Below are 26624 nucleotides of genomic sequence, written 5' to 3' on the forward strand. Positions count from 1 at the left end.
TCACAGCCTTCGGCAGGAGTTCACACTTTGCCGAGCATAGACGCCCTCGCCGATCGCTTATCGACCTACCTCGGTCCCGACCAGGTCAACCTGGTCCGCCGAGCGTATTTCTACGCCGAACAAGCCCACGACGGCCAACGCCGTCGTAGCGGCGAGGCGTATGTCACCCATCCTCTTGCGGTGGCAAATATTCTTGCCGACATGCACATGGACCATCAGAGCCTGATGGCCGCGATGCTGCATGACGTGATCGAAGATACCGGCATCGCCAAGGAAGCGCTCAGCGCGCAATTTGGCGAAACCGTGGCCGAATTGGTCGACGGGGTCAGCAAACTGACCCAGATGAACTTCGAGACCAAGGCCGAAGCCCAGGCGGAAAACTTCCAGAAGATGGCCATGGCCATGGCGCGCGATATCCGTGTGATCCTGGTCAAGCTGGCCGACCGGCTGCACAACATGCGCACGCTGGAGGTGCTCTCCGGCGAAAAGCGTCGGCGCATCGCCAAGGAAACCCTGGAAATCTACGCGCCCATCGCCAATCGGCTGGGCATGCATGCCATTCGTATCGAATTCGAAGACCTCGGCTTCAAGGCCATGCACCCGATGCGCTCGGCGCGCATCTACCAGGCGGTCAAGCGCGCCCGGGGCAATCGCAAGGAAATCGTCAACAAGATCGAAGAGTCCCTGAGCCATTGCCTGGCGATCGACGAGATCGAAGGCGACGTCAGCGGACGGCAGAAACACATCTACGGCATCTACAAGAAGATGCGCGGCAAGCGCCGGGCCTTCAACGAGATCATGGACGTGTATGCGTTCCGGATCATCGTCGACAAGGTCGACACCTGCTACCGCGTGCTGGGCGCTGTACATAATCTGTACAAACCCCTGCCGGGCCGTTTCAAGGATTACATTGCGATACCCAAGGCTAACGGCTACCAGTCGCTGCATACCACGCTGTTCGGTATGCACGGCGTGCCGATCGAGATCCAGATCCGCACCCGCGAAATGGAAGAGATGGCCAATAACGGCATCGCTGCCCACTGGCTGTACAAGTCAAATGGCGATGAGCAGCCCAAGGGCACCCATGCCCGCGCCCGGCAATGGGTCAAGGGCGTGCTTGAAATGCAGCAGCGTGCCGGCAACTCCCTGGAATTCATCGAAAGCGTGAAGATCGACCTGTTCCCGGACGAGGTCTACGTGTTCACGCCCAAGGGTCGAATCATGGAGCTGCCCAAAGGCTCCACGGCGGTCGACTTCGCCTATGCCGTGCACACCGACGTGGGCAACAGCTGCATCGCCTGCCGCATCAACCGGCGCCTGGCCCCGCTGTCGGAGCCGCTGCAAAGCGGCTCCACGGTGGAGATCGTCAGCGCACCGGGCGCGCGGCCGAATCCGGCCTGGCTCAACTTCGTGGTGACCGGCAAGGCGCGCACGCACATCCGTCACGCGCTCAAACTGCAGCGCCGTTCCGAGTCCATCAGCCTGGGCGAACGCCTGCTGAACAAGGTGCTCAACGGTTTCGACAGCGCTCTGGACAAGATCCCGCAGGAGCGCGCGCAAGCGATGCTCCACGAGTATCGCCAGGAAACCATCGAAGACCTGCTGGAAGATATCGGCCTGGGCAACCGCATGGCCTACGTGGTTGCGCGCCGACTGCTCGGCGAAGGCGAACAGTTGCCAAGCCCGGAAGGCCCGCTGGCGATTCGCGGCACCGAGGGCCTGGTGCTCAGCTATGCCAAATGCTGCACACCGATCCCGGGCGACCCGATTGTCGGCCACTTGTCGGCGGGCAAAGGCATGGTGGTGCACCTGGACAACTGCCGCAACATCACCGAAATCCGTCACAACCCGGAAAAATGCATCCAGCTATCGTGGGCCAAGGATGTCACCGGTGAATTCAATGTCGAGCTGCGCGTGGAGCTGGAGCACCAGCGTGGCTTGATCGCCCTGCTGGCCAGCAGCGTCAACGCGGCCGACGGCAATATCGAGAAAATCAGCATGGACGAACGCGATGGGCGCATCAGCGTGGTCCAGCTGGTGGTCAGCGTGCACGACCGCGTGCACCTGGCCCGCGTGATCAAGAAGCTGCGCGCGCTGACCGGGGTGATTCGCATCACCCGCATGCGGGCGTAGCCCTGCCAATAAGCCATCGCCTATTACAAGGAGTCATTCATGACCAAGACAGTAATCACCAGCGACAAAGCCCCGGCCGCCATCGGTACTTATTCCCAGGCGATCAAGGCGGGCAACACCGTCTACATGTCCGGCCAGATCCCGCTGGACCCAAAGACCATGGAGCTGGTGGAAGGCTTCGAAGCACAGACCGTACAGGTCTTCGAAAACCTCAAGTCCGTGGCTGAAGCGGCTGGCGGTTCGTTCAAGGACATCGTCAAGCTGAACATCTTCCTGACCGACCTGAGCCACTTCGCCAAGGTCAACGAGATCATGGGCAAATACTTCGAACAGCCGTACCCGGCCCGCGCCGCCATCGGCGTGGCTGCCCTGCCAAAGGGCGCGCAGGTTGAAATGGACGCGATTCTGGTCATCGAGTAAAACACCCGGCGCAGCTTCAACAGCTGCGCCGACTTCGTTTCAGAAGGATTTAGTCATGCGCAAAGCGCTTGTAGCCTCTTCGTTGCTCGCCCTGCTGCTCGGCGGCTGTGCCAGCAACCCTGCCAACCTGGATGTCAGCGGGACCTGGATCAACCAGGCCGCCATCGATGCGGCAGCCAAGGGCGGCCCTTTGCGCGAGGCCTTGCAGACCTTTGGCCCGAACCTCGAATGGGAGGTCAACACCAAGGCCTTGCAGGCACGCTACTACAACGGCTTTGAAGTAGCGGAAGGCAAGTTGCGAGCGGACAAGCCCGGCGCCTGGAGCGTGGACTTCTACGGCAGCACTGCCACCGAGCTCAAGCGCAAAGGCAAAAAGCTGCTGCAAGTGGCCAACGACAATGAGCCCGAGCAGCTGTTCATGCGCCCCAAGGACCCGGCTCCGGAGGGCGCGCCACTGGGCGCCAACTTCGAGCGGGCGCTCTATGCGGCCTACATGGGTGGCGACTGGAAGATCACCGACGGTGTCGGCAATGGCGCCACGGTACAGTTCCAGGCTGACGGCAAGATTGTCGGCCTGCCTGGGGTGGACCGCTACTCCCTGTGCCTGGCGGGCGATTGCGCCTCGATGAGCGGCGGCTATGACAGCATCTGGCTGCAACTGAACGGCGTGGGCAACCCGTGGATCTTTGCGCGCAAGGGCAAGCAGCTGGAGATTTTCCAGGCGATCAACACGGCGCAAGCGGATGAGGTGCCACAGTTCACCCAAGGCCCTCGCCAGTGGCTGCTTGAGAGATAGTAACAGTCCCAGCGCAGGTCAAAATGTGAGAGGGGGCTTGCCCTAATGCCAGTCTGTAGGAGCGAGCTTGCTCGCGAAAAACGTCAACGATAACGCGTGCTTTCTGAATGAACGCGGTGCCTGTGAGTTTTTCGCGAGCAAGCTCGCTCCTACAGACGGCGGTGTACGCTTAACTCTTTAATCGTACTCAGCCTTTTAAAATAGCGGCATACCCTTCCCGGTAAGTCGGATAGGTCGGTGCCCAACCCAGCGCCTTGGCCCGCGCATTACTGCATTGTTTGCTGCCCGCACGCCGCACACTGGCGTCCTCGGACCACTCGGTCACGCCCAGATACTCACGCAACCAACCCACCACCTCGGCCAATGGCGCCGGAGCGTCGTCGACGCCGATATACACTTTGTCCAGCGAACCACCCTGCTCCACATGGCGCAGCAAAAACGCCAGCAAGCCCGCCGCGTCATCCGCGTGAATCCGGTTGCCATATAAAGGCGGGTTAATCGCCACGCGGTAACCCTGGCGAACCTGGGTCAACAGCCACTCACGGCCCGGGCCGTAAATGCCGGTCAATCGCACCGCGCTCGCCGGGATGCCGCTGTTGAGCGCAACCTGCTCGGCTTCGAGCATGACCTGGCCGGAATAACCTTTGGCCTGGATTTCAGAGGTTTCGTCGACCCATTCGCCATTCTGCTGTCCATACACGCTGCTGCTGGACACGAACAACAAATGCCTGGGCGCCTGACCGTAATCCTGCAGCCACTCCAGCACATGCTTCAAACCCTGCACATAGGCTGCGCGATAGCCGGCCTCATCGTGGTCCGTGGCCGCCGCGCAGTACACCAGGTAATCCACCCCACCGATCGGCCAGGTCTCAGGGCAGTCTTTATTGAACAGGTCGCCAGCGATACCGATCACGCCGTCGGGAAGGCGTGAAATATCGCGGCGCAGGCCATGAACCTCCCATCCTCCGGCCAGCAGTTGGCTAGCCAGCCGACCACCCACATCGCCGCAACCGGCAATCACAACAGAAGGCGCAGACATCTTAAAACTCCATTCTCAAAGGCGCAGATTAGCCGCGCGAGAGGATCAACGGCCAGTAAAAAGCGAAATAAAGTAACACTGCCACTTTAGTTAACAAGAATTACTTGCAATAATAACCACCCATTTGTCCTCGACCCGCAGGGGTCTGGCAGGACGATCACTCATTATTTTCACTCAGGTCCGGCCAGCATGACACGTAATACAAACCCCGCTTCGCCAACCAAGCCTCACAGCCCATCCCGCGCCTGGCGTGCGATTGCTGCGATGCTGTTCAGCATACTGCTGGCGCCGACCGCCGCTTTCGCTGATGCCACCGCACCTGCCGCTCCAGCCGCTGCCGAGCAGAATGCCGCCACCCCGGCTGCGCCTGCCGCCGCGCCAACCGCTACCGACCCGGCCCAGGCTGCAGCGCCTGCCAGCGAAACCGGCGTCGTGCTGGAAGAAGACAACACCCTGGGCATGGCACACGACCTGTCCCCGTGGGGCATGTACCAGAATGCCGACGTGGTGGTGAAAACCGTGATGATCGGCCTGGCCATCGCCTCGATCATCACCTGGACCATCTGGATCGCCAAAGGCTTCGAGCTGCTGGGTGCCAAGCGTCGCCTGCGCACTGAAATCGTCCACCTGAAAAAAGCCACCACCCTCAAGGAAGCGAGCGAGACCGCGACCAAGAAGGGCACCCTGGCCAACACCCTGGTGCACGACGCGCTGGAAGAAATGCGCCTGTCGGCCAACACCCGCGAAAAAGAAGGCATCAAGGAACGTGTCAGCTTCCGCCTGGAGCGCCTCGTGGCGGCTTGCGGTCGCAACATGAGCAGCGGCACCGGCGTGCTGGCGACCATTGGCTCCACCGCGCCCTTCGTCGGCCTGTTCGGTACCGTGTGGGGCATCATGAACAGCTTCATCGGCATCGCCAAGACCCAGACCACCAACCTCGCCGTGGTGGCCCCCGGCATCGCCGAAGCCCTGCTGGCTACCGCCCTGGGCCTGGTTGCCGCGATTCCTGCGGTGGTGATCTACAACGTCTTCGCCCGTTCGATTGCCGGCTACAAGGCCCAGGTGTCGGATGCCTCGGCAGAAGTGCTGCTGCTGGTCAGCCGCGACCTCGATCACCTGCCTCCCGAGCGCAGCTCGCAACCGCACATGGTGAAAGTGGGGTAATCGGCCATGGGCCTGCATTTGAATCAAGGCGACGACGAACTCGTCGAGAACCACGAAATCAACGTCACGCCGTTTATCGATGTGATGCTGGTGCTGCTGATCATCTTCATGGTGGCCGCACCGCTGGCAACCGTGGATATCAAGGTTGACCTCCCCGCCTCCAGCGCCAAGCCGGCGCCACGGCCGGAGAAGCCGATTTTCCTCAGCGTGAAGGCGGATCAACGCCTGTTCCTGGGTGAAGAAGAAGTCAAGGCTGAAACCCTGGGGCCGGTGCTCGACGCCAAGACCCAGGGCAAGAAAGACACGACGATCTTCTTCCAGGCCGACAAGGGCGTGGACTACGGCGACCTGATGAGTGTGATGGATGCCCTCCGGGCGGCCGGCTACCTCAAGGTAGGCCTGGTCGGACTTGAGACGGCAGCCAAGAAATGATCACGACGCGCCACAAACTGACGCGTTATGGCACCAGCCTCGCAGTCGTGCTGGGCGTGCATGCCGTCGCGATCATCATCGCGCTCCAATGGTCCGCACCGCAGGCGATCCAGTTGCCGCCGGCCGCGATGGTCATCGACCTCGCCCCCCTGCCGGCGCCACCGCCGCCTCCGGCACCGCCCAAGGTCGTAGCGCCACCGCCACCACCGGTCGAAGAGCTGCCTCTGCCGAAACTGGCCGAGGCGCCCAAGCCAACGATCCAGGTGCCCAAGCCGGTCAAGCCCAAACCCAAGCCACAGCCGCCCAAGCCGGTGGAGAAGAAGCCCGAGCCGCCCAAGGAGAAACCGTCCGAGGAGCCACCGAGCGACACGCCGCCGAGCAATGCGCCCGCGCAAAAATCCGCGCAGCCTGCTCCCGGCCCATCGGCACAACAGCTGGCCGCCCAGGCATCCTGGCAAAGTACCCTGCTGGCTCACCTGCAGAAGTACAAGAAGTACCCGCCGGGCGCGCAGCAGCGTGGCAAGGAAGGCATGAACCGCTTGCGCTTCGTGGTGGATGGCGAAGGCAACGTGCTGTCCTATGAGTTGGAAGGCCGCTCCGGCAATGCGGACCTGGACCGCGCTACGCTTGAGATGATCCGCAAGGCTCAGCCCTTGCCCAAGCCGCCCGCCGATCTGTTGAAAAACGGCAGTGTGGAACTCGTCGCGCCGTTCGTTTACAACATCGACAAGCGTCGCCGCTAGCAGGGCAATGTGGGAGGGACCCGTTCCCTCCCACATTCACTTGCTTCAGCAAAATTCCCGGCATTCCCCGCTCAATCCCCAGCAAAGTTCTGATAACGTGCGTCTATCGATTGCAGCCGGTATGCTTGGCCTGCACCTCATGGACGCCCGCTATGACTCTTACAGAATTACGCTACATCGTGACCCTCGCCCAGGAACAGCACTTCGGCCACGCGGCCGAGCGTTGCCACGTCAGCCAGCCGACACTGTCGGTGGGCGTGAAGAAGCTTGAAGACGAACTCGGTGTGCTGATTTTCGAGCGCAGCAAGAGCGCCGTACGCCTGACCCCCGTGGGCGAAGGCATCGTTGCCCAGGCCCAGAAGGTGCTGGAACAGGCGCAAAGCATTCGCGAACTGGCCCAGGCCGGCAAGAACCAGTTGACCGCACCGCTCAAGGTCGGCGCCATCTACACCGTCGGCCCCTACCTGTTCCCGCACCTGATCCCGCAACTGCACCGCGTCGCGCCGCAGATGCCGCTGTATATCGAAGAAAACTTCACCCATGTGCTGCGCGACAAACTGCGCAACGGCGAGCTGGACGCGATCATCATCGCCCTGCCGTTCAATGAGGCGGACGTGCTGACGTTGCCGCTCTACGACGAGCCGTTCTACGTATTGATGCCGGCCTCCCACCCGTGGACCAAGAAAGAAAGCATCGACGCGGGCCTGCTCAACGACAAGAGCCTGCTGCTGCTCGGTGAAGGCCACTGCTTCCGCGACCAGGTGTTGGAAGCCTGCCCGACCCTGACCAAGGGCAACGACGGCGCCAAGCACACCACGGTGGAATCCAGCTCCCTGGAGACCATTCGCCATATGGTCGCGTCCGGCCTGGGCATTTCGATCCTGCCGTTGTCGGCGGTAGACAGCCATCACTACGCCCCCGGTGTGATCGAAGTGCGCCCACTCACGCCACCGGTGCCCTTCCGCACCGTGGCCATCGCCTGGCGCGCCAGCTTCCCGCGGCCCAAAGCGATCGAGATCCTCGCCGACTCGATCCGCCTGTGCTCGGTGGCCAAACCGCCTGCTGCGAGCTAAGTAACGGTATGACAGAGCTGTCGCAGGTGCCGGTGACGGCACTCAAGGGTGTCGGTGAAGCCATGGCCGAGAAACTGGCCAAGGTCGGCCTGGAAAACCTTCAGGACGTGCTGTTCCACCTGCCGCTGCGCTACCAGGATCGCACACGGGTCGTCCCCATCGGCCACTTGCGTCCCGGCCAGGACGCGGTGATCGAAGGCACCGTCAGTGGCGCTGACGTGGTGATGGGCAAGCGCCGCAGCCTGGTGGTGCGCCTGCAGGACGGTACCGGTGGCCTGAGCCTGCGCTTCTATCACTTCAGCAACGCGCAGAAAGAAGGCCTCAAGCGCGGCACCCGCGTGCGCTGCTACGGCGAAGCGCGTCCGGGCGCCTCGGGCCTGGAGATCTACCACCCGGAGTACCGCGCCATTACTGGCGACGAACCGCCGCCGGTGGACACCACCCTCACGCCTATCTACCCGCTGACCGAAGGTCTCACCCAGCAACGCCTGCGACAGTTGTGCATGCAGACCCTGACGATGCTCGGCCCGCAAAGCCTGCCCGACTGGCTGCCGCTGGAGCTGGCGCGCGACTATCAACTGGCTCCGCTGGCCGATGCGATTCGCTACCTGCACCACCCACCGGCCGACGCCGATGTCGACGAACTCGCTCTCGGCCATCACTGGGCGCAGCACCGCCTGGCCTTCGAAGAATTGCTGACCCATCAACTGTCCCAGCAGCGCCTGCGCGAAAGCATGCGCTCGCTGCGCGCGCCGGCGATGCCCAGGGCCACGCGCCTGCCCGCGCAATACCTGGCCAACCTGGGCTTTGCGCCCACCGGCGCCCAGCAACGGGTCGGCAACGAAATTGCCTACGACCTCAGCCAGCAGGAACCCATGCTGCGGCTGATCCAGGGCGACGTGGGCGCGGGCAAGACCGTGGTCGCTGCCCTCGCCGCCTTGCAGGCCCTGGAAGCCGGATACCAGGTCGCGCTGATGGCGCCGACGGAAATTCTCGCTGAACAGCATTTCATCACCTTCAAGCGTTGGCTCGAACCGCTTGGGCTTGAAGTGGCGTGGCTGGCCGGCAAGCTCAAGGGCAAGAACCGTGCGGCCGCCCTGGAGCAAATCGCCGCCGGCGCGCCCATGGTGGTGGGCACCCATGCGCTGTTCCAGGACGAAGTGCGGTTCAAGAACCTGGCGCTGGTGATCATCGACGAACAGCACCGCTTCGGCGTGCAGCAGCGCCTGGCGCTGCGCCAGAAAGGCGTGGGCGGGCGCATGAACCCGCACCAGTTGATCATGACTGCCACGCCGATCCCGCGCACCCTGGCCATGAGCGCCTATGCCGACCTCGACACTTCGATCCTCGACGAGCTGCCGCCCGGCCGCACGCCGGTCAACACCGTGCTGGTCACCGACACGCGGCGCGTCGAAGTGATCGAACGTGTGCGCGGCGCCTGCGCCGAAGGCCGCCAGGCGTACTGGGTGTGTACGCTGATCGAAGAGTCCGAAGAGCTGACCTGCCAGGCCGCCGAAACCACCTATGAAGACCTCACCAGCGCCCTCGGCGAGCTCAAGGTCGGGCTGATCCACGGGCGTATGAAACCGGTCGAAAAAGCTGCGGTAATGGCCGAATTCAAGGCCGGCCACCTGCAATTGCTGGTGGCCACCACCGTGATCGAAGTGGGGGTGGATGTGCCCAATGCCAGCCTGATGATCATTGAAAACCCCGAACGCCTGGGCCTGGCCCAACTGCACCAACTGCGCGGTCGGGTCGGCCGGGGCAGCGCCGCCAGCCATTGCGTGTTGCTGTATCACCCGCCGCTGTCGCAGATCGGCCGCCAACGGCTGGGCATCATGCGCGAAACCAACGACGGTTTTGTCATCGCCGAAAAAGACCTCGAGTTGCGCGGCCCGGGCGAAATGCTCGGCACCCGCCAGACCGGCCTGCTGCAATTCAAGGTCGCCGACCTGATGCGCGATGCCGACCTGTTGCCCGCTGTGCGCGATGCGGCGCAAGCCCTGCTGGAACGCTGGCCGGAGCATGTCAGCCCGCTGCTCAACCGCTGGCTGCGGCATGGACAGCAATACGGCCAGGTCTGACGCCCTCCCCCCTGTAGGAGCGAGCTTGCTCGCGAAAACCACCCTGACGACGCGGTCATCCAGAATGCAAGCGTTATCGTTAACGATTTTCGCGAGCAAGCTCGCTCCTACAGGGGCCGCGCACCCGATCACAAACCAAAGTTAGTCAACCAACAGGTGTAACAAGCTGGTTATACTTCGGTGACTGTACGAAATTGGATCAGGCCATGTCAGAAGTCGCCCTCGCTACAGCCCCACTGACCGCCCCGCCGGTCATTCGGGCGCTGCTCGCAAAGCTCGCCATTCCCTACACGGAAGTCATCGAACAGCCTGGCCTGAACCCCGCGCGAAAGGTCCAGGCGGTACTGCTCGAAGATGCTGTGGGCGAGCTCATGGTGCTGTTCCCCCAGAGCCAGTTGCTCGACCTCAATCGCCTTACCGAACTCACCGGGCGCCGCCTCACCGCCGTGGCACCGGAGCGCGCTGAGCGCATATTGGGCAAACATGAACTGAACCTGCTGCCGGGCCTGCCGCCACTCACCAGTTCGCCTTGCCTGTATGAAGGCAGCCTGCTCAATGAGCCGAGCCTGTTGGTGCATTCGGGCGAAGCCGGGCTGCTGCTGGAAATCGCCAGCGAGCACTTCAAGAGCATGCTGACCAAGGCCAGCGCCGCGCAGTTCGGCGAGCCGCTGAGCAAGATTCGCCCCAACCTCGACCGTCCCAATGATGACCGTGAGGAAATCACCCAGGCGATGCAGGCGTTCACCGCTCGGCGTATTCAACAACGCCTTGAAGCGACCATCGAGATTCCGCCGCTGGCCGATACCGCGCAGAAGATCATCAAACTGCGCGTCGACCCCAACGCCACCATCGATGACATCACCGGCGTGGTGGAAACCGACCCGGCCCTGGCCGCCCAAGTGGTGAGCTGGGCGGCATCGCCCTACTACGCCTCGCCGGGCAAGATCCGCTCGGTGGAAGACGCCATCGTGCGCGTACTGGGTTTCGATCTGGTGATCAACCTGGCGCTGGGCCTGGCCCTGGGCAAGACCCTGAGCCTGCCCAAGGACCGCCCGCACCCGTCCACGCCGTACTGGCACCAATCGATCTATACCGCCGCCGTGATCGAAGGCCTGACCCGCGCCATGCCCCGCGCCCAGCGCCCGGAAGCCGGCCTGACCTACCTCGCCGGCCTGCTGCATAACTTCGGCTACCTGCTGCTGGCCCACGTATTCCCGCCGCATTTTTCGCTGATCTGCCGGCACCTGGAAGTCAATCCGCATCTGTGCCACAGCTATGTCGAGCAACACCTGCTCGGTATCAGCCGCGAACAGATCGGTGCGTGGTTGATGCGCTACTGGGACATGCCGGACGAGCTGTCCACTGCACTGCGCTTCCAGCATGACCCCACCTATGACGGGCAGTCCGCTGAATACCCTAATCTGGTGTGTCTGGCCGTGCGCCTGCTGCGTAGCCGGGGGATTGGTTCCGGGCCGGATGAGGCGATTCCGGATGCGCTATTGGCGCGTCTGGGCTTGAGCCGTGAGAAGGCTGAGGAAGTGGTGGGCAAGGTGCTGGATGCGGAAGTGCTGCTCCGCGAACTGGCCTCCCAGTTCAGTCAGGGCTGAATCGGTAGCCTGTAAACCGCTATCGGGGGCAAGCCCCCTCCCACATTTGATCGCGTTCCGGCTTTGGAATATGGCCGTTTGTGGGAGGGGGCTTGCCCCCGATGAATCCAACTCGGTCTTCCTGAAAGCCTACTTTTTTCTTCGGCTTGGCTGGCGCAAAGCCAAACAACTGTCCGTTCGGCCAGGTACTGGGAAAACAGAAACGTCTTACGAGGCGTTGAGGTTGCCCCTAGGACACTCAATCTCTAGTCTTCGTACACCGCTGCACACGTAGCGGTCGGGCGTCGCGGCCCGGATTGATTAAGCATTGCCTCCTTTCAGTTGACGCTTTTTTATCGTCTACTGTGCGGCGCTATGGTGGCTGTGCGCGGGATACCTTCTGGTATGCCGGCTTCCTTAATCTCCGGTCCGCGAACCTGCGCACAGCTGCCACCCTCCATCGCATCGCGGCGATCAGTGGCAGCTCCACCTAGATTAAGGAACTTCACAATGATCAAACCCACCCCAAATCCCCCCATGCGGCTATTTACCGTAGCCGATGGAATCAGCACTGAAGATCTGTTGGTCAACCTCAGCGAAACACTCGCCTCGGCCAATGCGCTGAGTTGCGACCTGGCCTTTGGCCTTGAAGGACCGAAACGAGAGGAACTGCTGGGTGTTACGCAGTTAATCGAACTGGCACAGTTGCTGGCTGATCGAGTGCTCACTGTCTCGGCGCAGGTAAACCCGTGAAATGACGGGCACACGCCGAGTATCCGAACCTGTTGTGTCTGGGTAGGCTGTCAGGCCGCTATCGGGGGCAAGCCCCCTCCCACATTCGCCCGTATTCCACAGTTGGAACCCGGTCAAATGTGGGAGGGGGCTTGCCCCCGATGAATCCAACTCGGTCTTCCTGAAAGCCTACTTCTTTTTCTTCGGCTTCAAATACTTGGTCAGCCCCTGGAACCAGATCACCAGCGCCGGGTTGCCCTTGATCTGGATCGACTTGTCCTGAATTCCCGTCATGAACGCCAGTTGCTTGTTCTTCGCCTGCATCGTGGCGAAGCCGTAGGCGGCATCCTTGAACGCAATCGCAAACGCCGGCGCCGGGTGTACGCCGGAGCGGCTGGTGATGCGCTGGTCCTTGACGATGAAGTGACGGGCAACCTTGCCGTCGAGGGTCTGCAACTGGAAGGCCAGGTCTTTGTCACCCAGCTGCTGCTGAAAGGCGGGATTGGTGCGGCTGGCTTTGCCCATCATCAGGCCCAGCACCCACAGGAGAAGACGAAATTTCATGCACACGGCCTCGGTGTAATTATTGAGTGGCCGCAGCAGTGTAGCGATTTGCAGAAAGAACGCCACCGATCTCGTGCTTTAGCGGGAGATCGGTTGGCGTTTAACGCTTATAGCAACATGTTACTTAGACGTTAGGGCAAGGCACCGGCGCCCAGTCGGCCAGGTTTGGATCGCGGCAGCTGCCTTCGAGCTGAGCCTTACCGGCGCTGGCGACCTGCTTGCTTTCAGCTTGCTTGGCCTGCACGGTCTGGATGCTCTTCTCGGTGGTCACCGCTTCTTGTGGCACCACTGGCAGCACTTTCTTTTTCGCCGGCTTGACGATTTTCTTGCCTTTGGCCGGCGGCGCGACCGGTGTGGTATCGGCAGTGGCGACGGTGACCACGTCATTACGCTGCACACCAACCTGCTGCAGGTCTTTCTCGTAGGCCTGGGTGTAGTTGTTCAGGTCTTCGCTGGCTTTGCCGTTGACCGCAACGATCAAGTCGTTGGATTCCTTCAGGCCGGCCACGATTTCCGCCAGGCGCTTGCGGCCTTCGGTGTCGTTGACGGTCTTGGCCTTGCGGTCTGTCACCAGCTTGGTGAACGCGCTCTGGTAGCACTGCTGCGAAGCCTTGGCATAGGCGGTGCTGCGGTCGATGTCGGAGGCGCTTTTGTTGAAGTCGGTGGAGTAGGACGCGATGCGCTGGTTGTCATCGGCAATCTGCTTCTGACGCTCGGTGTAGTAGCCCGCCGCGCCACCTGCCAGGGCACCGCCCGCTGCGCCGATAGCCGCGTTACGACCGCGCTTTTCCTTGTCGCCGGTCAGGGCGCCGAGCAATGCACCGCCGGCCGCGCCGATAGCGGCACCGGTCACGACCGACTTGGTCATGTTTGAATCGGTAGCGCGCAGGTGCTGCACCGGCTCGTAGCAGTTCGGGTAGTACTCAACCTTGGTGCTCGACGCGACCTTGGACGAAGGCGACGTAGCGCAACCGGTCAACACGGTGCTGAAACCGGCCGCGATCAGCAGCAGGTGACGCTTGGAAACCGACTTACGGGAAAAAAGCATAGGTGTGATCTCTATTAAGTTTTGACTTGCCCAGCACGGCCCACCGCCGTCTGAGTCCCTTCCAAGCTCGCTGGACAGCCAACGATCAAGACCGCTGACCGCTCGCTGCGAGCAATTCCTTCAAGATCGTTGCCGGGTCGGCCCGCTGTTGCTTGCGGTAGTTGCCGACATGGCGAACGAACAGTGTTGCGCGCGTCACCAGGCTCTTGCCAAGCACCGGCTTGCGATCCAACTCTTCCTTGATCCGTTGAAACTGGGCCTGGATCACCGCATCGGTGTAGCGCGTGCCGGTGGCCAGGTTGTCGATATAAATCGCCACCGCGCCATCCAGCGCGCTGCGCCCGTTGGCAATGGCCATGTCGAATAACTGCGCGCTGGCCGCATCCTTGTTATCCACGGCCTGCTGGCGACTTTTCTGCAGGTTGGCCAGGCGGATGTTGTAGTTGCTGATGGTCTCGGCCACCAATGCGGCGGACTGGATCAGGTTGCCCGCCGCTTCTTCGCGCTGCTGGGCAATCAGCGAAACGTTGCGCTTGAGTTCTTCGTTGACCAGCCCCAGTTCGGCTTGCAGCTTGGGGTCGACGCTGGCGGCAATGATGCTGTCCAGGCGCTTGGTCGGGTCCTGGGCGTCGTCGATAGCGTCGGTCAGCGAGGCGAGGCGGCCTTCTTTCTGCCACTGCGCGAACAGTTCCTTGTAGCGCGAGCGCGGCGCCGACAGCGCGCCAATCGCCACGCGAAACCCGGTGGTCTCGTTGCTTTGCTCGGTGCCGTCGGCGGCAAACAGCGGGTACTCGCGGCGCATACCGGTGAATAACGTGCCTTCACCCTCCAGGTAATTGCCGCCCTTGACCACGAAGCCACCATAGGTGCCCTGGCGGCGCCCGGCGTGCACCAACTGGAAGGACTCTTGGACCATTTCCGCCGCATTGCCGATCACGTCGAACATACCGATCGGGTTGGGCAGTTTGGTGCCGATGGGCATCAACCGCGCTGCCTGCCCGGTGCCCCCGGCGACCTGGTTGAACACAGCGTAATCGCCCAGTGGCCCGTCGCTTTCACTGCCCTCGACGCGGCGTGGGAACAGACGCCCTTCCAAGTCCTGGCGACTCACCGCCTGGCCACCGCGCGCGGCGAACTCCCATTCCACTTCGGTGGGCAGGCGCACAAAGCCCAGGCCGCCGTCTTCGACCGAGTCACCGCGACCGCTCACCGGCAGCAGCTCGCGGTGGTATTTCATCAGCCAGGCGCTGTACACCGCCGAGAACCGCTCGGCCTCGAAACGCGACAATTTCACTTTGGGCAAACGCCCGGCCATGCCCTCAGGTGCATCACAGGCCGGGGCCGGCTCGCCGCTGGCCAGGGACTGAGCCTGGGACATCACCTGGGCGTACTGGCGGGCCGTCACCTCGTACTTGCCGATGAAGTACAGCATGGGCTTGAGCGGGGTCTTGGCGTCGGTCTTCGGCATCAGCGGCGCGATGACCTTGTTCCAGTCCTTGGGCAGATCCTTGAGGGTGAACTGGCCGTTGATGAAGTCGCGCCGGTAACCGGAAATAAACGACTGCTGGTAGCCCGCCTCGCCTTCGGCAAAGGGATAGCCGAGGCTGACCTCGCGGTCGTCCAGGGTGCCCTGGGCCAACACGTACGCGTAGCGAAACACCATCTGGCCTTCGCACGGCAGCGGCAGGCTCACGTCATCCGGCAACGGCTTGGGGTTGTCGAGCTTGTCGCTTGCCTCATCGGCCCAGGCCAGCGAGGCCAGGCTCAGCGCCACACAGGCGCCCAGTAACTTAAACATCTCTGATTCCTTCAGAAGCCTGAATACGCGCCACTCGCCATCCCCCACAGGCCGCCGCCACGGCGCTGACGCCGAGCACGGCAGCCAGGGCCAGGCCGTAGTGACGCGCCAACAGATGACTGGCGTATTCGCCCGGCACCTGCACGAATAATCGGTTCAAACCCGCTTCGGCCAGGCCATACAGCCCGGCACTGAGCACCGCAGCAACACTGGCGCTGTACAGCGCCTGCAGCACCACGAACAGCAACAGCGCGGCGGTGGAAAACCCCAACAGACGCAACACTGACAATTCCCGGCGCTTGCGCGCCACCGCCGCCAACGCGCCGGCGAAGATTGCCGCAAACGCGCCGGCCAGGGCCAACCCGCAAATGATCCAGAAGACGATCGACAGGTTGCGACTCAACGACTGCACCTGGGCGATGGTCTGCGCCTGGGTCGACACCAGCAGATGCTGCCCGGCGAAATAGAGACGCAGCGGTTCCACGTCGGTGAGTCCGCGCGCATACAAACGAAACGCCGGGTACACCCGCTGCTCGCCCGCCGCCACGGCATCACCCTCCCATCCCAACGCCGGCACAGCGCGGCCATCGCGATAATCTTCCACTGCCTCCAGCAACGCCAGGTCCGCAAACAGCCCGTCACGGGCAAAGGCTTCCAACGGCAATACCGCGCGCACCTGCACCCGCGTCCGCTGGGCCTCGACGCGCCCCGCCAGTTGCCGCGTAAAGCGCACCTCCAGCCAATCGCCGGGCCGCGCCGCGAGCTTCTCGGCGGCGGTGTGGCTGAGCACGATCTGGTCCAGGCCCTCAGGTATCGGCAAGCCGGCCAGCAGCGGGTCACCCGGCGCGGTCGGCAGCATTTCCAGGACCAGGGCGCCTACCTGCGCGGTCGCCGCAATCTGCCGCGTGCGCGCTATGGCAAACGCCACATCGCCACGCTGGCCTAGCTGCTCGACGAAAGCGCTGCTGAATCGACCGCCGCCCAACGGAATAATTTCACGGGTTGCGGGGTCGGTCTCCAGGCGTTGGGTCAAACTGCCAACCAGTCCAAACTTCAGGCCAAATAACACCAGCAACGGCGCGATGACCGCCACCAGCGCCAGCACCGAGCAGGCCGACAGCCACGCATCATTGCGGTAGTCCTGCCAGGCGAGCGATGCAACCAGGCCGATGCGCATCAGCAGGCCTCCCCGAGCGTCGCCGTGACGCCGCCGTCGGCATCGCGACGGCAACCGATGCGGCGCACCTGCAAGCCACTGGCGCGGGCCAGGGGTTCGTCATGGGTGGCGATCACACAGGCGGCGCGGTGTTCACGGGCCTGGGCCAGCAGCGCCTGCATCACGCGCTCGGCATTGAGCGGGTCGAGGGACGCCGTCGGCTCATCGGCCAGCACCAGTTGCGGTGCATGGGCCAAGGCGCGAGCGCAACTCACGCGTTGGCGCTGGCCCACCGACAGGGCTGCCGGGCGCTTGTCCAGTTGATCGCCAATTTGCAATTGCCCGGCCAGGCGCGTCACGCTGCCGTCGTCCTTCAAACCCAGCAACTGCCGGGACAAGGCAATATTGCCGCGCACATCGAGAAACTCCAGCAGCCCGCCGGTTTGCAGCACATAGCCCAGATGCCGGCTGCGCAACTGGGCCAGGTCGGTCTGCCGGTCGGCGCGCCACAGCCCACCGATGTCGATCCGGTTGAGTTCGAACTGCCCGATCCGGTCCGGCGCCAGCACCAGCGCGAGCATATCGAGCAAGGTGCTCTTGCCGCAGCCGCTGGGCCCGACAATCGCCAGTTGCTCACCCGCACGCAAGTGCAGCGCCGGAATCACCAGGCTGTAGCGCTGGCTGCCGACGCCCCGGCTCTTGTGCACCGCGTTCAGGCTCAGCATCACGGCAGCGTCGACAACGGCACGCGGTACAACGCATCGCCAGGTTCCGCATCGCCGAACCGCACCCAGTTGGCCAAGTCATTGTGGAAGGTTTCGTAGAGGCGGATTTTCGAATCCAGCTCGTCGATGAAATCTTCCTGCTCGGCCACGCTCAACGACAACCACAGGTCCTGGGTCATGTTCAGCGATTTGCTGCGGTACGGCAGCCCCTCCAGGTACTCGCCCAACAGGCCGCCGTCGGCCAGGTTGCCGCCCTTGCGCAGGGCTTGCGGGTCACGGCTCATATAAGCCGAGGCGCTGGCGATTTCCTGGAAGAAGTCCTTGGGCGAGCTTTGGGTCTTGCGCGCCGCATCGACGATCAATTTCAGCGACTGCTGCAGGTCGTTCAGCTGGAGTTTGGTCAGCATCACGCACACCTGGAACGCCGGCAGCGCCGGGTTGGTCAGGTCGCGGTCGGCGGTCCAGGCGCTGACCAGTTGCGGTGCCTGGCTCGCGGACTTGCGGCCGAGGAAGTCCATGTGCATCGCATAACCGACCGCTGCGGACTTGTCCGCCAGGCTCGGCGCGGCACTGAGCAACGGCACCGGCTGCGGCGTATTGCTGCGCACCTGATGCACGAGGTTGGCGAACACCGTGCCGATCTCATCGACGCGCTCGCCCAGCTTGCGCACATCGCCACCCGGCACCGGCGTGTACAGGTCGCCGATCTGCGGGTTGGCGTCGGCGGTCAGGACGCGATACTGGCTTTCGGCGCCGGCGTGGGTTTTCTTGCCGGCATCGGTGCGCAGGTGCAACGCGTAGATCTTGATCTGCTTACCCAGCGCCGCCTGGCGCACTTCGGCTTCGTTCATCTGGGTGGCCGCGAACGGGTCGTTCTTGCGCAACGCGCCGGCATCGGAGACCAGCAGGATGATGCGCCCGCCATAGCCGGACCAGTCCATGCCGTCCACCGCCTGCATCACCCCGGCAAACGCGTCTTCGTTGAACGAGTGGCTGGACACCGTCGAGGCCTTGACCTGCCGCGCCAGGTCGAGGAAGCGCTGCGGGTCGCGGCCCTGGTCAAGGGTGATCAGGGTCTTGGCCACGTATTCCAGGCCGGGGGTTTTCTTGATGCTGTTGCGAAAGCCCACCAGGCCGAAACTGACGCTGTCCAACTCACCGCGATCGGCAATGCGCGTTTGCAGTTCGTGCACCACGTCACGCACCTGGTCGATATAGGGCTGCATCGACACGGTGGTGTCGACCACCAGCACCACGGCGGTACGGAAAGCGTCGGCATGGGCACTGGTTGCGGGCGTCGAAGGCTTGGCGACTGCGCTGCTGCCAGGGTCGATGGAGGCGACATTGAGCAATTGCACCGGCTGGCCGTTTTCGTCAAAGCTCTCTTTGGAATCAAAGATCGGCAACAGGTAGAACTGGTTTTGCGGCACCGCGCTGGCGGTGGGTTCCAGGGCCAGGACTTGCTGGTTGTCTTCACGGTTGTTCTGCGCCTTGGCCAGCACGCCTTTGGCGGCAGCCGGATCGGCCAACAGTTTTTCCACCTCGCCAGACTGACGCAGGAACATCACTGGCGCACGCCCCGAGCGTTCGGTGAACTTGAGCACCAGGCTCTGTTTCCAGTCGCTGACTTGGGAGGCCGGCAACCAACCGTCGCTGCGCCCATCGGTGGCGGCGCCGACACGCACCCAAGGGCTGCCGTCGATATCCTTGCGCTGGTAGACATAAAGCACCGAAAACGCTGGCAAGGCTTTGCCCGGCGCGCTGCCCGCCTCGTTGGAAAGCTTGGCGCCGGGCTTGCTGAGCACGCGCTGGAACAGAGTTTTCTTGCCCGCCATCAGCAACGGTCGTTGACCACCGTCCACTTCAGCGACGGCCACGGGCGGCGTTACCTTGGGAACTACGGCAGCCGGCGGTTGGGCAGGCTCATCGCTACTGCTCAACCACCAATAGCTGGCACCACCAATGGCCAGTGCCACCGCAACTGCCACGGCGGCCAATGCCAGCACCGGCCCACGGCGCTGTTCGGACGGCGCGTTGTGCTGCGTTGGCGTCACGACCGGTTGGCGCACAATCGGCTGCGGCTGCGGTTTGTCGGTGGGTATGTCGACGGTGACGGGCGTGATGCCCGCCAGGTCAAAACTCAGTGGAATCGGCAGCGGCCGTACCAAGGTGGCCTCCGGCGAGTCCGCCGGCAGGTTGTCCAGAGCCCGCACTAATGCGTCGGCATCCGCGAAACGCTCCGCCGGGTCCTTGGCCAACAACTTGCGCAGCACCTCCTGATAACGGCCGTGGTGCACCGGCAATTCCGGCAACGGCTCAGTCAGGTGCGCAAGCGCCGTGGAAAGCGCATCGGTTCCACGGTAGGGCAACTCGCCGACCAGAATCTCATACAACACCACGCCCAGCGCATACAGGTCGGCGCGCCCGTCGATCTCCTGGCCGCGTGCCTGTTCCGGGCTCATGTAGCTCGGCGTGCCCACGGCGAAGCCGGCCTGGGTGAACTGGGTGCGGTCGTCCAGGGACTTGGCGATACCGAAGTCCGACAACACTGCCGTGCCATCAGCGCGGAACAGGATGTTCGCCGGCTTCACGTCGCGGTGCACCAGCCCCTGGGCATGGGCATAACCGAGCGCCGAGGCGATCTGGCGGATCAGCGTCACGCCCTGCTCCGGAGTCAACCCGGCGGCGATGCGTTCTTTGAGCGTACCGTTGGGCAGGTATTCCATGGCCATGTAATACAGCTCACCGACGTTGCCGATGTCATGGATGGTCACCGTGTGCGGGTGCGACAGGCGTGCCAGGGTCTTGCCCTCGCGCAGGAAGCGTTCGCAGAACGTCGGGTCGGCCGCCAGGGCCGCCGCCATCACCTTCAACGCCACCTTGCGTTCCAGCGAGCGCTGGGTCGCCAGGTAGACGCTGGCCATGGCGCCTTCGCCGATTTCGCCTTCGATGGCATAGCCCGGGATCTCGATCTTCATGGCGAGACCTTCACGACGATCGTGGTGATGTTGTCCGGCGCGCCGCGATTGAGCCCCAGGTGCACCAGGCTGCGCACGATTTCATCAGGTGCTTGATGACCGAGCACTTCGCGAATCTCATGGTCCTCGACGGTCTTGGTCAGGCCGTCGCTGCACAGCAGGTAGCTGTCGCCGGGGGCGATCAACAGCTCCACCGACGCCACGTTCAGTTGCGCTTCCACGCCCACCGCGCGGGTGACGATATTGGCGCGCGGGTGCACGCGGGCATCGGCTTCGCTGAGCAGGCCGCTGTCTTGCAGGTCCTGCACGTAGCTGTGGTCGCGGGAGAGGCTTTCCAGTTCACCGTCGCGCAGGCGATACAGGCGACTGTCGCCGGCCCACAGGCACACCCCACGCAAGCCGCGCGCGGCCAGCACCACCACGGTGCTGCCCATCATGGTCACGCCACGGTTGGCGGTTTCTTCGCGTACCGCCGCGTTGATGCGGATCAGGTCGTTGCGCAAGGCCGCCGCGTACTCCTCAAGGGAGCGCCCCACCGGCACAGCGCGCAGGCTGTCGACAATCAGGCTGCTGACATAATCCCCCGCCGCGTGCCCGCCCATGCCATCGGCCACCACCCACAGGCGGTGCTCCGGCAGGTCCAGGCACGCATCTTCGTTGACCTGGCGGACCATGCCCACATGGCTTTTGCTCGCGGATTTGTACGTCGCCCCCATCTACACCACACCTTCTTGTCCGAGCAGAAATTGCGCAAAATCGTTGGCGGCAGGCAAGCCCTGACACCGTAATAAACCGGGAGAAATACGCTGCGAACCCCGGCCCCACCATAGGCTGGCACCTTCGCAGGCCTGTTCGGCCAACGCCGCCATGCGCCCGTGGGGCATGGTGGCGGCCACACGTTGCAGGCCGGCGAAGCGGCTGTCGAGTGCGCGCGGCTCGGTCGCCGGCACGCCAAGGCGGTCGAGGCCGGCGCTGAAACCTTCAAAGGTTGCGCCGCTGTCCAGGGTGCCGAGCAGCAGCTCCTCGGCCTGCTCGAACCACCCATCCGGCCCGCCCACCAGGGAGGCGGGGTTGGTGTCGTGATCGAGCAACACCACCACGGCCAGCGGAAAATACCGCCCGACCCGGTCGATGCTCGGCATCACCACACCCGCTGCCGCATCCGGTCCGCACACCCCGGGCGCCAAGACAAAGCGCCACAGCGGGCTGACCAGATAGGCGTTGAGCCAGTCACCGCCCAGGCTGTTCTGGCTGGCGAGCAACCCCGCCGCCAGCCAGCTGTCCCACGGGCCGATAAAACTCTGGGGCAAGGCGCGGCTGACAAAATCCCCGCGACTGGCCAACTTGCCGTAGAAACCCAGCGTCGTCATAGCCGCTCCGGCAGGCTGAAGCCGCTGAGCACGCGGCTCTTGAACGGGTTGAAGGCGCTGTTGGCGCGCAACTCGTAGGCGATGCTCGCGCCGTCGACCCGCAGGCGCAGGTTGAAGCGGTCCGGCGAGTTGCCGGCGGTCAGGTCCGATTGCTCCAGCAGGCGGAACCAGGCCCACGGGCCGTCCAGCGTTACACCGGAACGCCCGCTGGCCGATGGCGGCATGATGGAAATACGCACCACGCCAATGCTGCCGGGGTTCGGCCATTGCATCGCCACCGGGCGGCTCGGGCCGTGGTCATAGCTCAGTTGCTGGCCGTCGAGGTCCAGCAGGAATTGGGTGATGGTCGGGTCCATCGACACCGGCTTGAGTTCGAAGCGCACGACAGGTTGCGTGCCGCCAGACCTGAAGAACGCATCACGAATAGCCGCCGCGCGCTGGAAGGTTTGCAGCACGCCCGGCGCGATACCGAGCTTCTGCGCCGCGCCCGGCTGCCAGCGCCAGGTCTGCGCCGAGGTGTCCACATAGGGCTGCAGGTACTTGCGGAAGTAGTTATCCATCACCCCGCCGACGCCGAAGAACTGGCCGAAGTCATCCAGGGTCGCGTCCCGCGCGCTGCCGGGCGACATCGGGTAGCGCCCGGCCAGGGACTGGCGGTACACGTTGACCACTTCGCTGACCCAGGCCGCGTTCAGCTGGTTACGCACCCCGCCCATCATGCTGTTGGTGGTGGAATTGACCACCGACTTGACCATGCCCTGCACCAGCGGCGGCTGGCGCTCGGCGTTCAGGCTGACCCGCGTGGCCGCAGCCGCCGCCTGGTTCTTCGCCTCGCCGAGCAGCGCGTCGCCGCTGGCCCCGACCATGGCGCTGACCTGCACATACAGCGCATTCATGTCCGACAGCAGGCCGTCGATGGCCGCCGGTTCGCCTTCGTTTTTACTGACGATGCTGTTGAGTTCGGCAAAGTGCGCGGTGACCGGATCATCCGCCGCTGCGGGCGCGCTGACGCTCGGTTGTTCCTCGCCCAGCAGGCTGCCCAGACGCTCCTTGAGCTTGTCGACGCCGCCCTCCACCGGCACGCCCTTGGCGGCCAATTGGCGCTCTTCGGCTTGCAGGTCGGTTTCCTTTGCCACTGCCACCAGCAGTTTCTTCAACGGTGAGGTGGGGCCGGAAATCACCCGCAGCACATCGGCTGCCTGGGCCACGCTGGTGATCGGCACAAAGTCGATGTCGGCGAGCAAGGCGTCCCACTGGCGCTGATAGTCCTGGAAATACAGGCGGCGCACATCGGCGGCCAGGCTCACCACATTTTGCTGGTCGGCCTGTTCCTGGCCCAGTACCCACTGCTCTTCAGCCAGGGTGCCGGTCTGGTTCAGGCTGCTCAACAAAAACGCCTGGCGGTAGCCCTTGGCGGTGAAAAACCCGCTCAACGGCTCGCCCAACGGCTTGCCGCTCTTGCGACTGAACACCAGCGCGGCATCACGGCCGGCCGCTTCGTTGAGGCGAAAGTCCGGTACACCTTCAGGCAGTTTCTGGCGCTTGACCCGATCATAGACACGCTGGGCCACCGGCAGTTGTTGCAGTTGGCGGCGCAGGTCGTCGATCAGGCGCGGGTCAAGACGCGCATTCGGTGGATGGCGGTCAAACAGTGCCTGCAAATGCCCGGTCAAGGCCTGGCGCTGATCGGCCGGCAGATTGCGCGGCAGGTTGCGGTCCCAGTCGAGGGCGATCCAGGCCTTGATGAAGTCCGGGTCGTAATGCTCGTTGTCGGCCAGCATCAGGTAGGCCTTGAGGCCTTCGTAGAGGAAGTCCGAGTTGCCGCCGCCGTGCAGTTGTTCTTCGATGCGCGTGACCAGGCGCGGGGCGAAGACCGCAATCAGTAACTTGCGATAGACGCTTGCGGACTCGGCTTCGAGCATGTCGCCCTGATACAGCCCCAGCCCTTCGGACCAGCTTGGCGAATCCCCGGCCAGGTGCTTGACCGCATTGAGCAACGGCAGCACGGCCAATACATCGCGCTGCGCCGGGCTCAGGTTCTGTACGGTCTGGCCCAGAGGTGCGACCTTCTGATCGACCTGGGCGATATACGCCTGGTTGGCGCGATAACTCACCCACCACAGGCTGCTGACCACCACCACCAAGGCCACCGTGGCCGCGAGGACGCCCCGGGCGATCCACTTGCGGCGGCGCTCGACTTTCGGGTTCACCCCCACCAGGCCACGCTCGGCAAACGCCACGGCGGTGAAGAGTTTTTCGATGAAGTAACTGCGCCCGGTGCCGCTCTGGCGCGCCAGGTGCTGGCGATCCAGGTTCATGCTCTGGGCCATGGTGCCGATCAGGCGGTCAATCGGGCTGCCTTCCTGGGTGCCGCTGGTGAAGTAAACGCCGCGCAGCAGCACGCGCTCTTCAAAGGCATTGGGTTTGAATACACCCTCAAGGAAGCTCTGCAGGCAGTCTTTCAAAGCGCCGAACTGTTGCGGAAAACCGTAGATCAGATCGCGGCGCGCCGGGTCGCGTTCCTGTTGCAGACGTTCCACCAGGCGTTCGTTGAGGCGCTGCTCCAGGCCGGCGAACTCGCTTTGCAAGTGCGCCAGCGGGCTGTCGCTGTGCTTGCCGTCATCGAGGGCAAAGGTCATGCCCCACACCTGGGCGCGCTCTTCCTTGCTCAGGTTGTCGAAGAACTCCATGAAGCCCGGCACCAGGTCGAGCTTGGTCAGCATCAGGTAGATCGGGAAACGCACGCCCAATTGGGTGTACAGCTCCTGGATGCGCAGGCGAATCGCGGCGGCATGGGCGGCGCGCTCGGCGTCTGTGCCCAGCAGCAGGTCCGACAGGCTGATGGCGATGAAGGCGCCGTCGATGGGCCGACGCGAACGCTGCTTTTTCAGCAGGTCGAGAAAGCCCAGCCACGCGGCTTTATCCACCGTGGAGTTGCTGTCCTGGGTGGTGTAGCGGCCGGCGGTGTCGAGCAGGACGGCCTGGTCGGTAAACCACCAGTCGCAGTTGCGCGTGCCGCCGACGCCGCGCACCGCACCGGCGCCCAGTTGCGCAGCCAAGGGAAAGTGCAGCCCGGAATTGACCAGTGCGGTGGTCTTGCCCGAACCCGGCGGGCCGATGATCACGTACCACGGCAGCTCATACAGATTACGGCGCTCATCGCCGCCGAGCTTGGCTTTCTTGAGCAGCGTGAGGGCTTCGTCCATGCGCTGGCGCAGTGTCGACAGCTCTTCGGCGGTGGCCACGCTGTTGGGGTCGGCCGGGGTTTCGGCGGCCAGGCTGCGCATCACTTCGGCGGCCTGGCGGCGAGCCTGGATGATGCGCAATACGCGGTAGGCGATCCACAGCGCAAACACCAGGATGATCAGCGCCCAGCGGCGTCCCTCGGGCACCAATACGTCGAGCAACGGCCCGACAAACCAGATGATCAGGCCCAGGGCGATCAAGCCCAGCACGGGGATCACCCAGCGAATCATGAAACTGAAAAACGCCTTCACTCGACGCCCTCCGCCAATACGGTGATTTCAACCCGACGATTGCGGGCACGGCCTTCGGCAGTACTGTTGGTCGCCAACGGCTCGGTGTCGCTGCGGCCTTCGGCGCTGAAGCGCTCGGCCTGGCCGGTCTTGGCCGCGAGGATCTCCAGCACCGACTTGGCCCGCGCTTCGGACAGCGCCCAGTTCGACGGGAAGCGCAGTGTGGCAATCGGGCGGTTGTCGCTGTGGCCGGTGACCCGCACCTGGCCCTTGACCTTGCGGATGGCGTCGGCAATGCGCAGCATCAGCGGCTGATAGTCATCGACGATGCTGGAACTGGCGGACGCAAACAGTTCATCGCCACGAATCGTCACCACAGAGCGGTCCACCTTGTCTTCCACGGCCACGCGCCCGGCCTTGATGTCTTCGGCCAGGAAGCCGGCCAGGCGCGGTCGTTCGATCACTTTCGGTTGCGCCACCGGACGGTCGATGGCCTGCACCGGGATCTCGCCCAGGGCATGGATATTCTTGAACACCGGCTCCGCATCCGACGCCAGCTTCATGCGCAGGCCAAACAGCAACGCCAGCAGCAGCGCCAGGCCGATTGCCACGGCGATCCACGGCGGCATGAATTGCGCCAGTCGGTCCCGCGCCACGGTCACGCCGCGCCAGTGCGGCGACAGCTCACGCTCGTGTTCGCCACGGGCATTGCGAATCGCCGCAGCGGTGCGCTCGCGCAAGGCCTCCAATTGACTGCGCCCGTCGGTCATCACGCGGTAGCGGCCTTCAAAACCCAGGCACATGCACAGGTACAGCAGCTCCAGCAGGTACAGGCGTTCCCGTGGGCTTTGCAGGCAATGGTCGAGCAACTGAAAGACCTTTTCACCGCCCCAGGCTTCGTTGTGCACGGTGATCAGCAAGCTCTGTTTGCCCCATTCGCTGGTACTGCCCCAGGGCGTACTCAGCACGGCTTCGTCCAGGGCGGTGCACAGCGCGTAACGGGCCAGCAGCACTTCGTTGCGCGCCACGCCGGCGGCTTCGGCGCGCTCTTCGAATTGGCGCAGATAGGCCAATAACTGCGCACGCAGGCTGGCCGGCGCCGGGTGCGCGATGGTGTTGCGCAGGCGCGTCAACAGCGCCAGCAACGGGCCGGCGGCGCTTTCCAGCGGGTTGAGGCCCTGGCTTTTGCCGGTGAGCATCGGCGCGGCCGGCATCGACAAAGGCGCAGGCTCCGCGCGCGCAGGTTCCGGCGCTCGGCCGCCCGGGCGCGGCATGAACTGAGTGCGGTCATCATCATTGGGATGCAT

The 26624-nt window shown here is 63.7% G+C and carries 21 protein-coding genes; 10 read left to right on the top strand and 11 right to left on the bottom strand.

From position 1 onward, the window contains the following. Window positions 1–27: 27 nt before the first annotated feature. Genes spoT through MRY17_RS25435 form a run of 3 tightly spaced genes read left to right on the top strand, consistent with a single transcriptional unit; the run spans window position 28 to window position 3349 of the window. Entirely contained in the window at window positions 28–2133 is a 2106-nt protein-coding gene (spoT, locus tag MRY17_RS25425; protein ID WP_181285838.1) for a bifunctional GTP diphosphokinase/guanosine-3',5'-bis pyrophosphate 3'-pyrophosphohydrolase, read from the top strand. 39 nt (window positions 2134–2172) lie between these two features. Continuing rightward, window positions 2173–2553 carry a RidA family protein gene (locus MRY17_RS25430; RefSeq protein WP_003176922.1) on the top strand — a complete coding sequence of 127 codons (381 nt, stop codon included), beginning with the start codon at window positions 2173–2175 and terminating at the stop codon, window positions 2551–2553. 55 nt (window positions 2554–2608) lie between these two features. Then, on the top strand, window positions 2609–3349 hold the full coding sequence (locus MRY17_RS25435; RefSeq protein WP_181285837.1) for a hypothetical protein: 741 nt from the start codon (window positions 2609–2611) through the stop codon (window positions 3347–3349). Between the two features lie 187 nt (window positions 3350–3536). Here the strand turns inward: MRY17_RS25435 and MRY17_RS25440 are convergent, their stop codons facing one another. Beyond that, entirely contained in the window at window positions 3537–4388 is an 852-nt protein-coding gene (locus MRY17_RS25440) for an SDR family oxidoreductase (RefSeq protein ID WP_243353038.1), read from the bottom strand. 189 nt (window positions 4389–4577) lie between these two features. Here MRY17_RS25440 and exbB point away from each other — a divergent pair, with 189 nt between their 5' ends. The 7 genes from exbB (at window position 4578) to MRY17_RS25475 (ending at window position 12223) form a co-directional block, all read left to right on the top strand. Further along, window positions 4578–5552, top strand: a complete 975-nt coding sequence (exbB, locus tag MRY17_RS25445; RefSeq protein ID WP_243353039.1) for a tonB-system energizer ExbB — start codon at window positions 4578–4580, stop codon at window positions 5550–5552. Between the two features lie 6 nt (window positions 5553–5558). Continuing rightward, window positions 5559–5984 (top strand): TonB system transport protein ExbD, encoded by a 426-nt coding sequence (exbD, locus tag MRY17_RS25450; RefSeq protein ID WP_003195519.1) that lies wholly within the window; start codon window positions 5559–5561, stop codon window positions 5982–5984. Next, window positions 5981–6727 carry an energy transducer TonB family protein gene (locus MRY17_RS25455; protein WP_181285696.1) on the top strand — a complete coding sequence of 249 codons (747 nt, stop codon included), beginning with the start codon at window positions 5981–5983 and terminating at the stop codon, window positions 6725–6727. Before exbD ends, MRY17_RS25455 begins: the two co-directional genes overlap by 4 nt. 152 nt (window positions 6728–6879) lie before the next feature. Further along, entirely contained in the window at window positions 6880–7800 is a 921-nt protein-coding gene (locus MRY17_RS25460) for a hydrogen peroxide-inducible genes activator (protein ID WP_191956176.1), read from the top strand. An 8-nt stretch (window positions 7801–7808) separates the two neighbouring features. Continuing rightward, a complete protein-coding gene (gene recG / locus MRY17_RS25465) occupies window positions 7809–9884 on the top strand; it encodes an ATP-dependent DNA helicase RecG (RefSeq protein ID WP_191952502.1) in 2076 nt (691 codons plus the stop codon). Window positions 9885–10090: 206 nt separating this feature from the next. Further along, window positions 10091–11491 (top strand): aminoacyl-tRNA deacylase and HDOD domain-containing protein, encoded by a 1401-nt coding sequence (locus MRY17_RS25470; RefSeq protein ID WP_243353040.1) that lies wholly within the window; start codon window positions 10091–10093, stop codon window positions 11489–11491. 489 nt (window positions 11492–11980) lie between these two features. Next, the gene (locus MRY17_RS25475; protein WP_181285748.1) at window positions 11981–12223 is read left to right on the top strand and encodes a DUF6124 family protein; all 243 of its coding nucleotides are present in this window, start codon (window positions 11981–11983) and stop codon (window positions 12221–12223) included. A 168-nt stretch (window positions 12224–12391) separates the two neighbouring features. On the opposite strand, the gene MRY17_RS25480 is transcribed toward MRY17_RS25475, so the two are convergent. The 10 genes from MRY17_RS25480 to MRY17_RS25525 form a co-directional block, all read right to left on the bottom strand. Further along, entirely contained in the window at window positions 12392–12766 is a 375-nt protein-coding gene (locus tag MRY17_RS25480; RefSeq protein WP_003195530.1) for a hypothetical protein, read from the bottom strand. 124 nt (window positions 12767–12890) lie between these two features. Beyond that, window positions 12891–13814 carry a type VI secretion system-associated lipoprotein TagQ gene (gene tagQ, locus MRY17_RS25485; RefSeq protein WP_124360341.1) on the bottom strand — a complete coding sequence of 308 codons (924 nt, stop codon included), beginning with the start codon at window positions 13812–13814 and terminating at the stop codon, window positions 12891–12893. A gap of 85 nt (window positions 13815–13899) precedes the next feature. Then, complete coding sequence (locus tag MRY17_RS25490) at window positions 13900–15612, bottom strand: formylglycine-generating enzyme family protein (protein ID WP_181285699.1); 1713 nt, start codon at window positions 15610–15612, stop codon at window positions 13900–13902. Then, on the bottom strand, window positions 15605–16789 hold the full coding sequence (locus MRY17_RS25495; protein WP_243353041.1) for an ABC transporter permease: 1185 nt from the start codon (window positions 16787–16789) through the stop codon (window positions 15605–15607). The genes MRY17_RS25490 and MRY17_RS25495 overlap by 8 nt, the downstream gene beginning before the upstream one ends. Then, window positions 16789–17493: an ABC transporter ATP-binding protein gene (locus MRY17_RS25500; RefSeq protein ID WP_191952500.1), complete on the bottom strand. Its 705-nt coding sequence runs from the start codon at window positions 17491–17493 to the stop codon at window positions 16789–16791. The genes MRY17_RS25495 and MRY17_RS25500 overlap by 1 nt, the downstream gene beginning before the upstream one ends. Then, window positions 17493–20471, bottom strand: coding sequence for a serine/threonine-protein kinase (locus tag MRY17_RS25505; protein WP_243353042.1), 2979 nt, complete (start codon window positions 20469–20471; stop codon window positions 17493–17495). Before MRY17_RS25505 ends, MRY17_RS25500 begins: the two co-directional genes overlap by 1 nt. Continuing rightward, the gene (locus MRY17_RS25510; protein WP_243353043.1) at window positions 20468–21187 is read right to left on the bottom strand and encodes a PP2C family protein-serine/threonine phosphatase; all 720 of its coding nucleotides are present in this window, start codon (window positions 21185–21187) and stop codon (window positions 20468–20470) included. Before MRY17_RS25510 ends, MRY17_RS25505 begins: the two co-directional genes overlap by 4 nt. Beyond that, window positions 21188–21841: a type VI secretion system-associated protein TagF gene (tagF, locus tag MRY17_RS25515; protein ID WP_181285703.1), complete on the bottom strand. Its 654-nt coding sequence runs from the start codon at window positions 21839–21841 to the stop codon at window positions 21188–21190. After that, window positions 21838–25338 carry a type VI secretion system membrane subunit TssM gene (gene tssM, locus MRY17_RS25520; RefSeq protein ID WP_243353044.1) on the bottom strand — a complete coding sequence of 1167 codons (3501 nt, stop codon included), beginning with the start codon at window positions 25336–25338 and terminating at the stop codon, window positions 21838–21840. The genes tagF and tssM overlap by 4 nt, the downstream gene beginning before the upstream one ends. Continuing rightward, window positions 25335–26624 (bottom strand): DotU family type VI secretion system protein, encoded by a 1290-nt coding sequence (locus MRY17_RS25525; protein ID WP_181285705.1) that lies wholly within the window; start codon window positions 26622–26624, stop codon window positions 25335–25337. Before MRY17_RS25525 ends, tssM begins: the two co-directional genes overlap by 4 nt.

The sequence above is a fragment of the Pseudomonas orientalis genome, assembly GCF_022807995.1.
Lineage (GTDB): Bacteria > Pseudomonadota > Gammaproteobacteria > Pseudomonadales > Pseudomonadaceae > Aquipseudomonas > Aquipseudomonas orientalis_B.

Excerpts from the sequence above, each read along its gene's own strand:
- MRY17_RS25430 (WP_003176922.1), top strand. The coding sequence starts at position 2,173 with ATGACCAAGACAGTAATCACCAGCGACAAAGCCCCGGCCGCCATCGGT.
- MRY17_RS25435 (WP_181285837.1), top strand. The coding sequence starts at position 2,609 with ATGCGCAAAGCGCTTGTAGCCTCTTCGTTGCTCGCCCTGCTGCTCGGC.
- MRY17_RS25440 (WP_243353038.1), bottom strand. The coding sequence starts at position 4,388 with ATGTCTGCGCCTTCTGTTGTGATTGCCGGTTGCGGCGATGTGGGTGGT.
- exbB (WP_243353039.1), top strand. The coding sequence starts at position 4,578 with ATGACACGTAATACAAACCCCGCTTCGCCAACCAAGCCTCACAGCCCA.
- exbD (WP_003195519.1), top strand. The coding sequence starts at position 5,559 with ATGGGCCTGCATTTGAATCAAGGCGACGACGAACTCGTCGAGAACCAC.
- MRY17_RS25455 (WP_181285696.1), top strand. The coding sequence starts at position 5,981 with ATGATCACGACGCGCCACAAACTGACGCGTTATGGCACCAGCCTCGCA.
- MRY17_RS25460 (WP_191956176.1), top strand. The coding sequence starts at position 6,880 with ATGACTCTTACAGAATTACGCTACATCGTGACCCTCGCCCAGGAACAG.
- recG (WP_191952502.1), top strand. The coding sequence starts at position 7,809 with ATGACAGAGCTGTCGCAGGTGCCGGTGACGGCACTCAAGGGTGTCGGT.
- MRY17_RS25470 (WP_243353040.1), top strand. The coding sequence starts at position 10,091 with ATGTCAGAAGTCGCCCTCGCTACAGCCCCACTGACCGCCCCGCCGGTC.
- MRY17_RS25475 (WP_181285748.1), top strand. The coding sequence starts at position 11,981 with ATGATCAAACCCACCCCAAATCCCCCCATGCGGCTATTTACCGTAGCC.
- MRY17_RS25480 (WP_003195530.1), bottom strand. The coding sequence starts at position 12,766 with ATGAAATTTCGTCTTCTCCTGTGGGTGCTGGGCCTGATGATGGGCAAA.
- tagQ (WP_124360341.1), bottom strand. The coding sequence starts at position 13,814 with ATGCTTTTTTCCCGTAAGTCGGTTTCCAAGCGTCACCTGCTGCTGATC.
- MRY17_RS25490 (WP_181285699.1), bottom strand. The coding sequence starts at position 15,612 with ATGTTTAAGTTACTGGGCGCCTGTGTGGCGCTGAGCCTGGCCTCGCTG.
- MRY17_RS25495 (WP_243353041.1), bottom strand. The coding sequence starts at position 16,789 with ATGCGCATCGGCCTGGTTGCATCGCTCGCCTGGCAGGACTACCGCAAT.
- MRY17_RS25500 (WP_191952500.1), bottom strand. The coding sequence starts at position 17,493 with ATGCTGAGCCTGAACGCGGTGCACAAGAGCCGGGGCGTCGGCAGCCAG.
- MRY17_RS25505 (WP_243353042.1), bottom strand. The coding sequence starts at position 20,471 with ATGAAGATCGAGATCCCGGGCTATGCCATCGAAGGCGAAATCGGCGAA.
- MRY17_RS25510 (WP_243353043.1), bottom strand. The coding sequence starts at position 21,187 with ATGGGGGCGACGTACAAATCCGCGAGCAAAAGCCATGTGGGCATGGTC.
- tagF (WP_181285703.1), bottom strand. The coding sequence starts at position 21,841 with ATGACGACGCTGGGTTTCTACGGCAAGTTGGCCAGTCGCGGGGATTTT.
- MRY17_RS25525 (WP_181285705.1), bottom strand. The coding sequence starts at position 26,624 with ATGCATCCCAATGATGATGACCGCACTCAGTTCATGCCGCGCCCGGGC.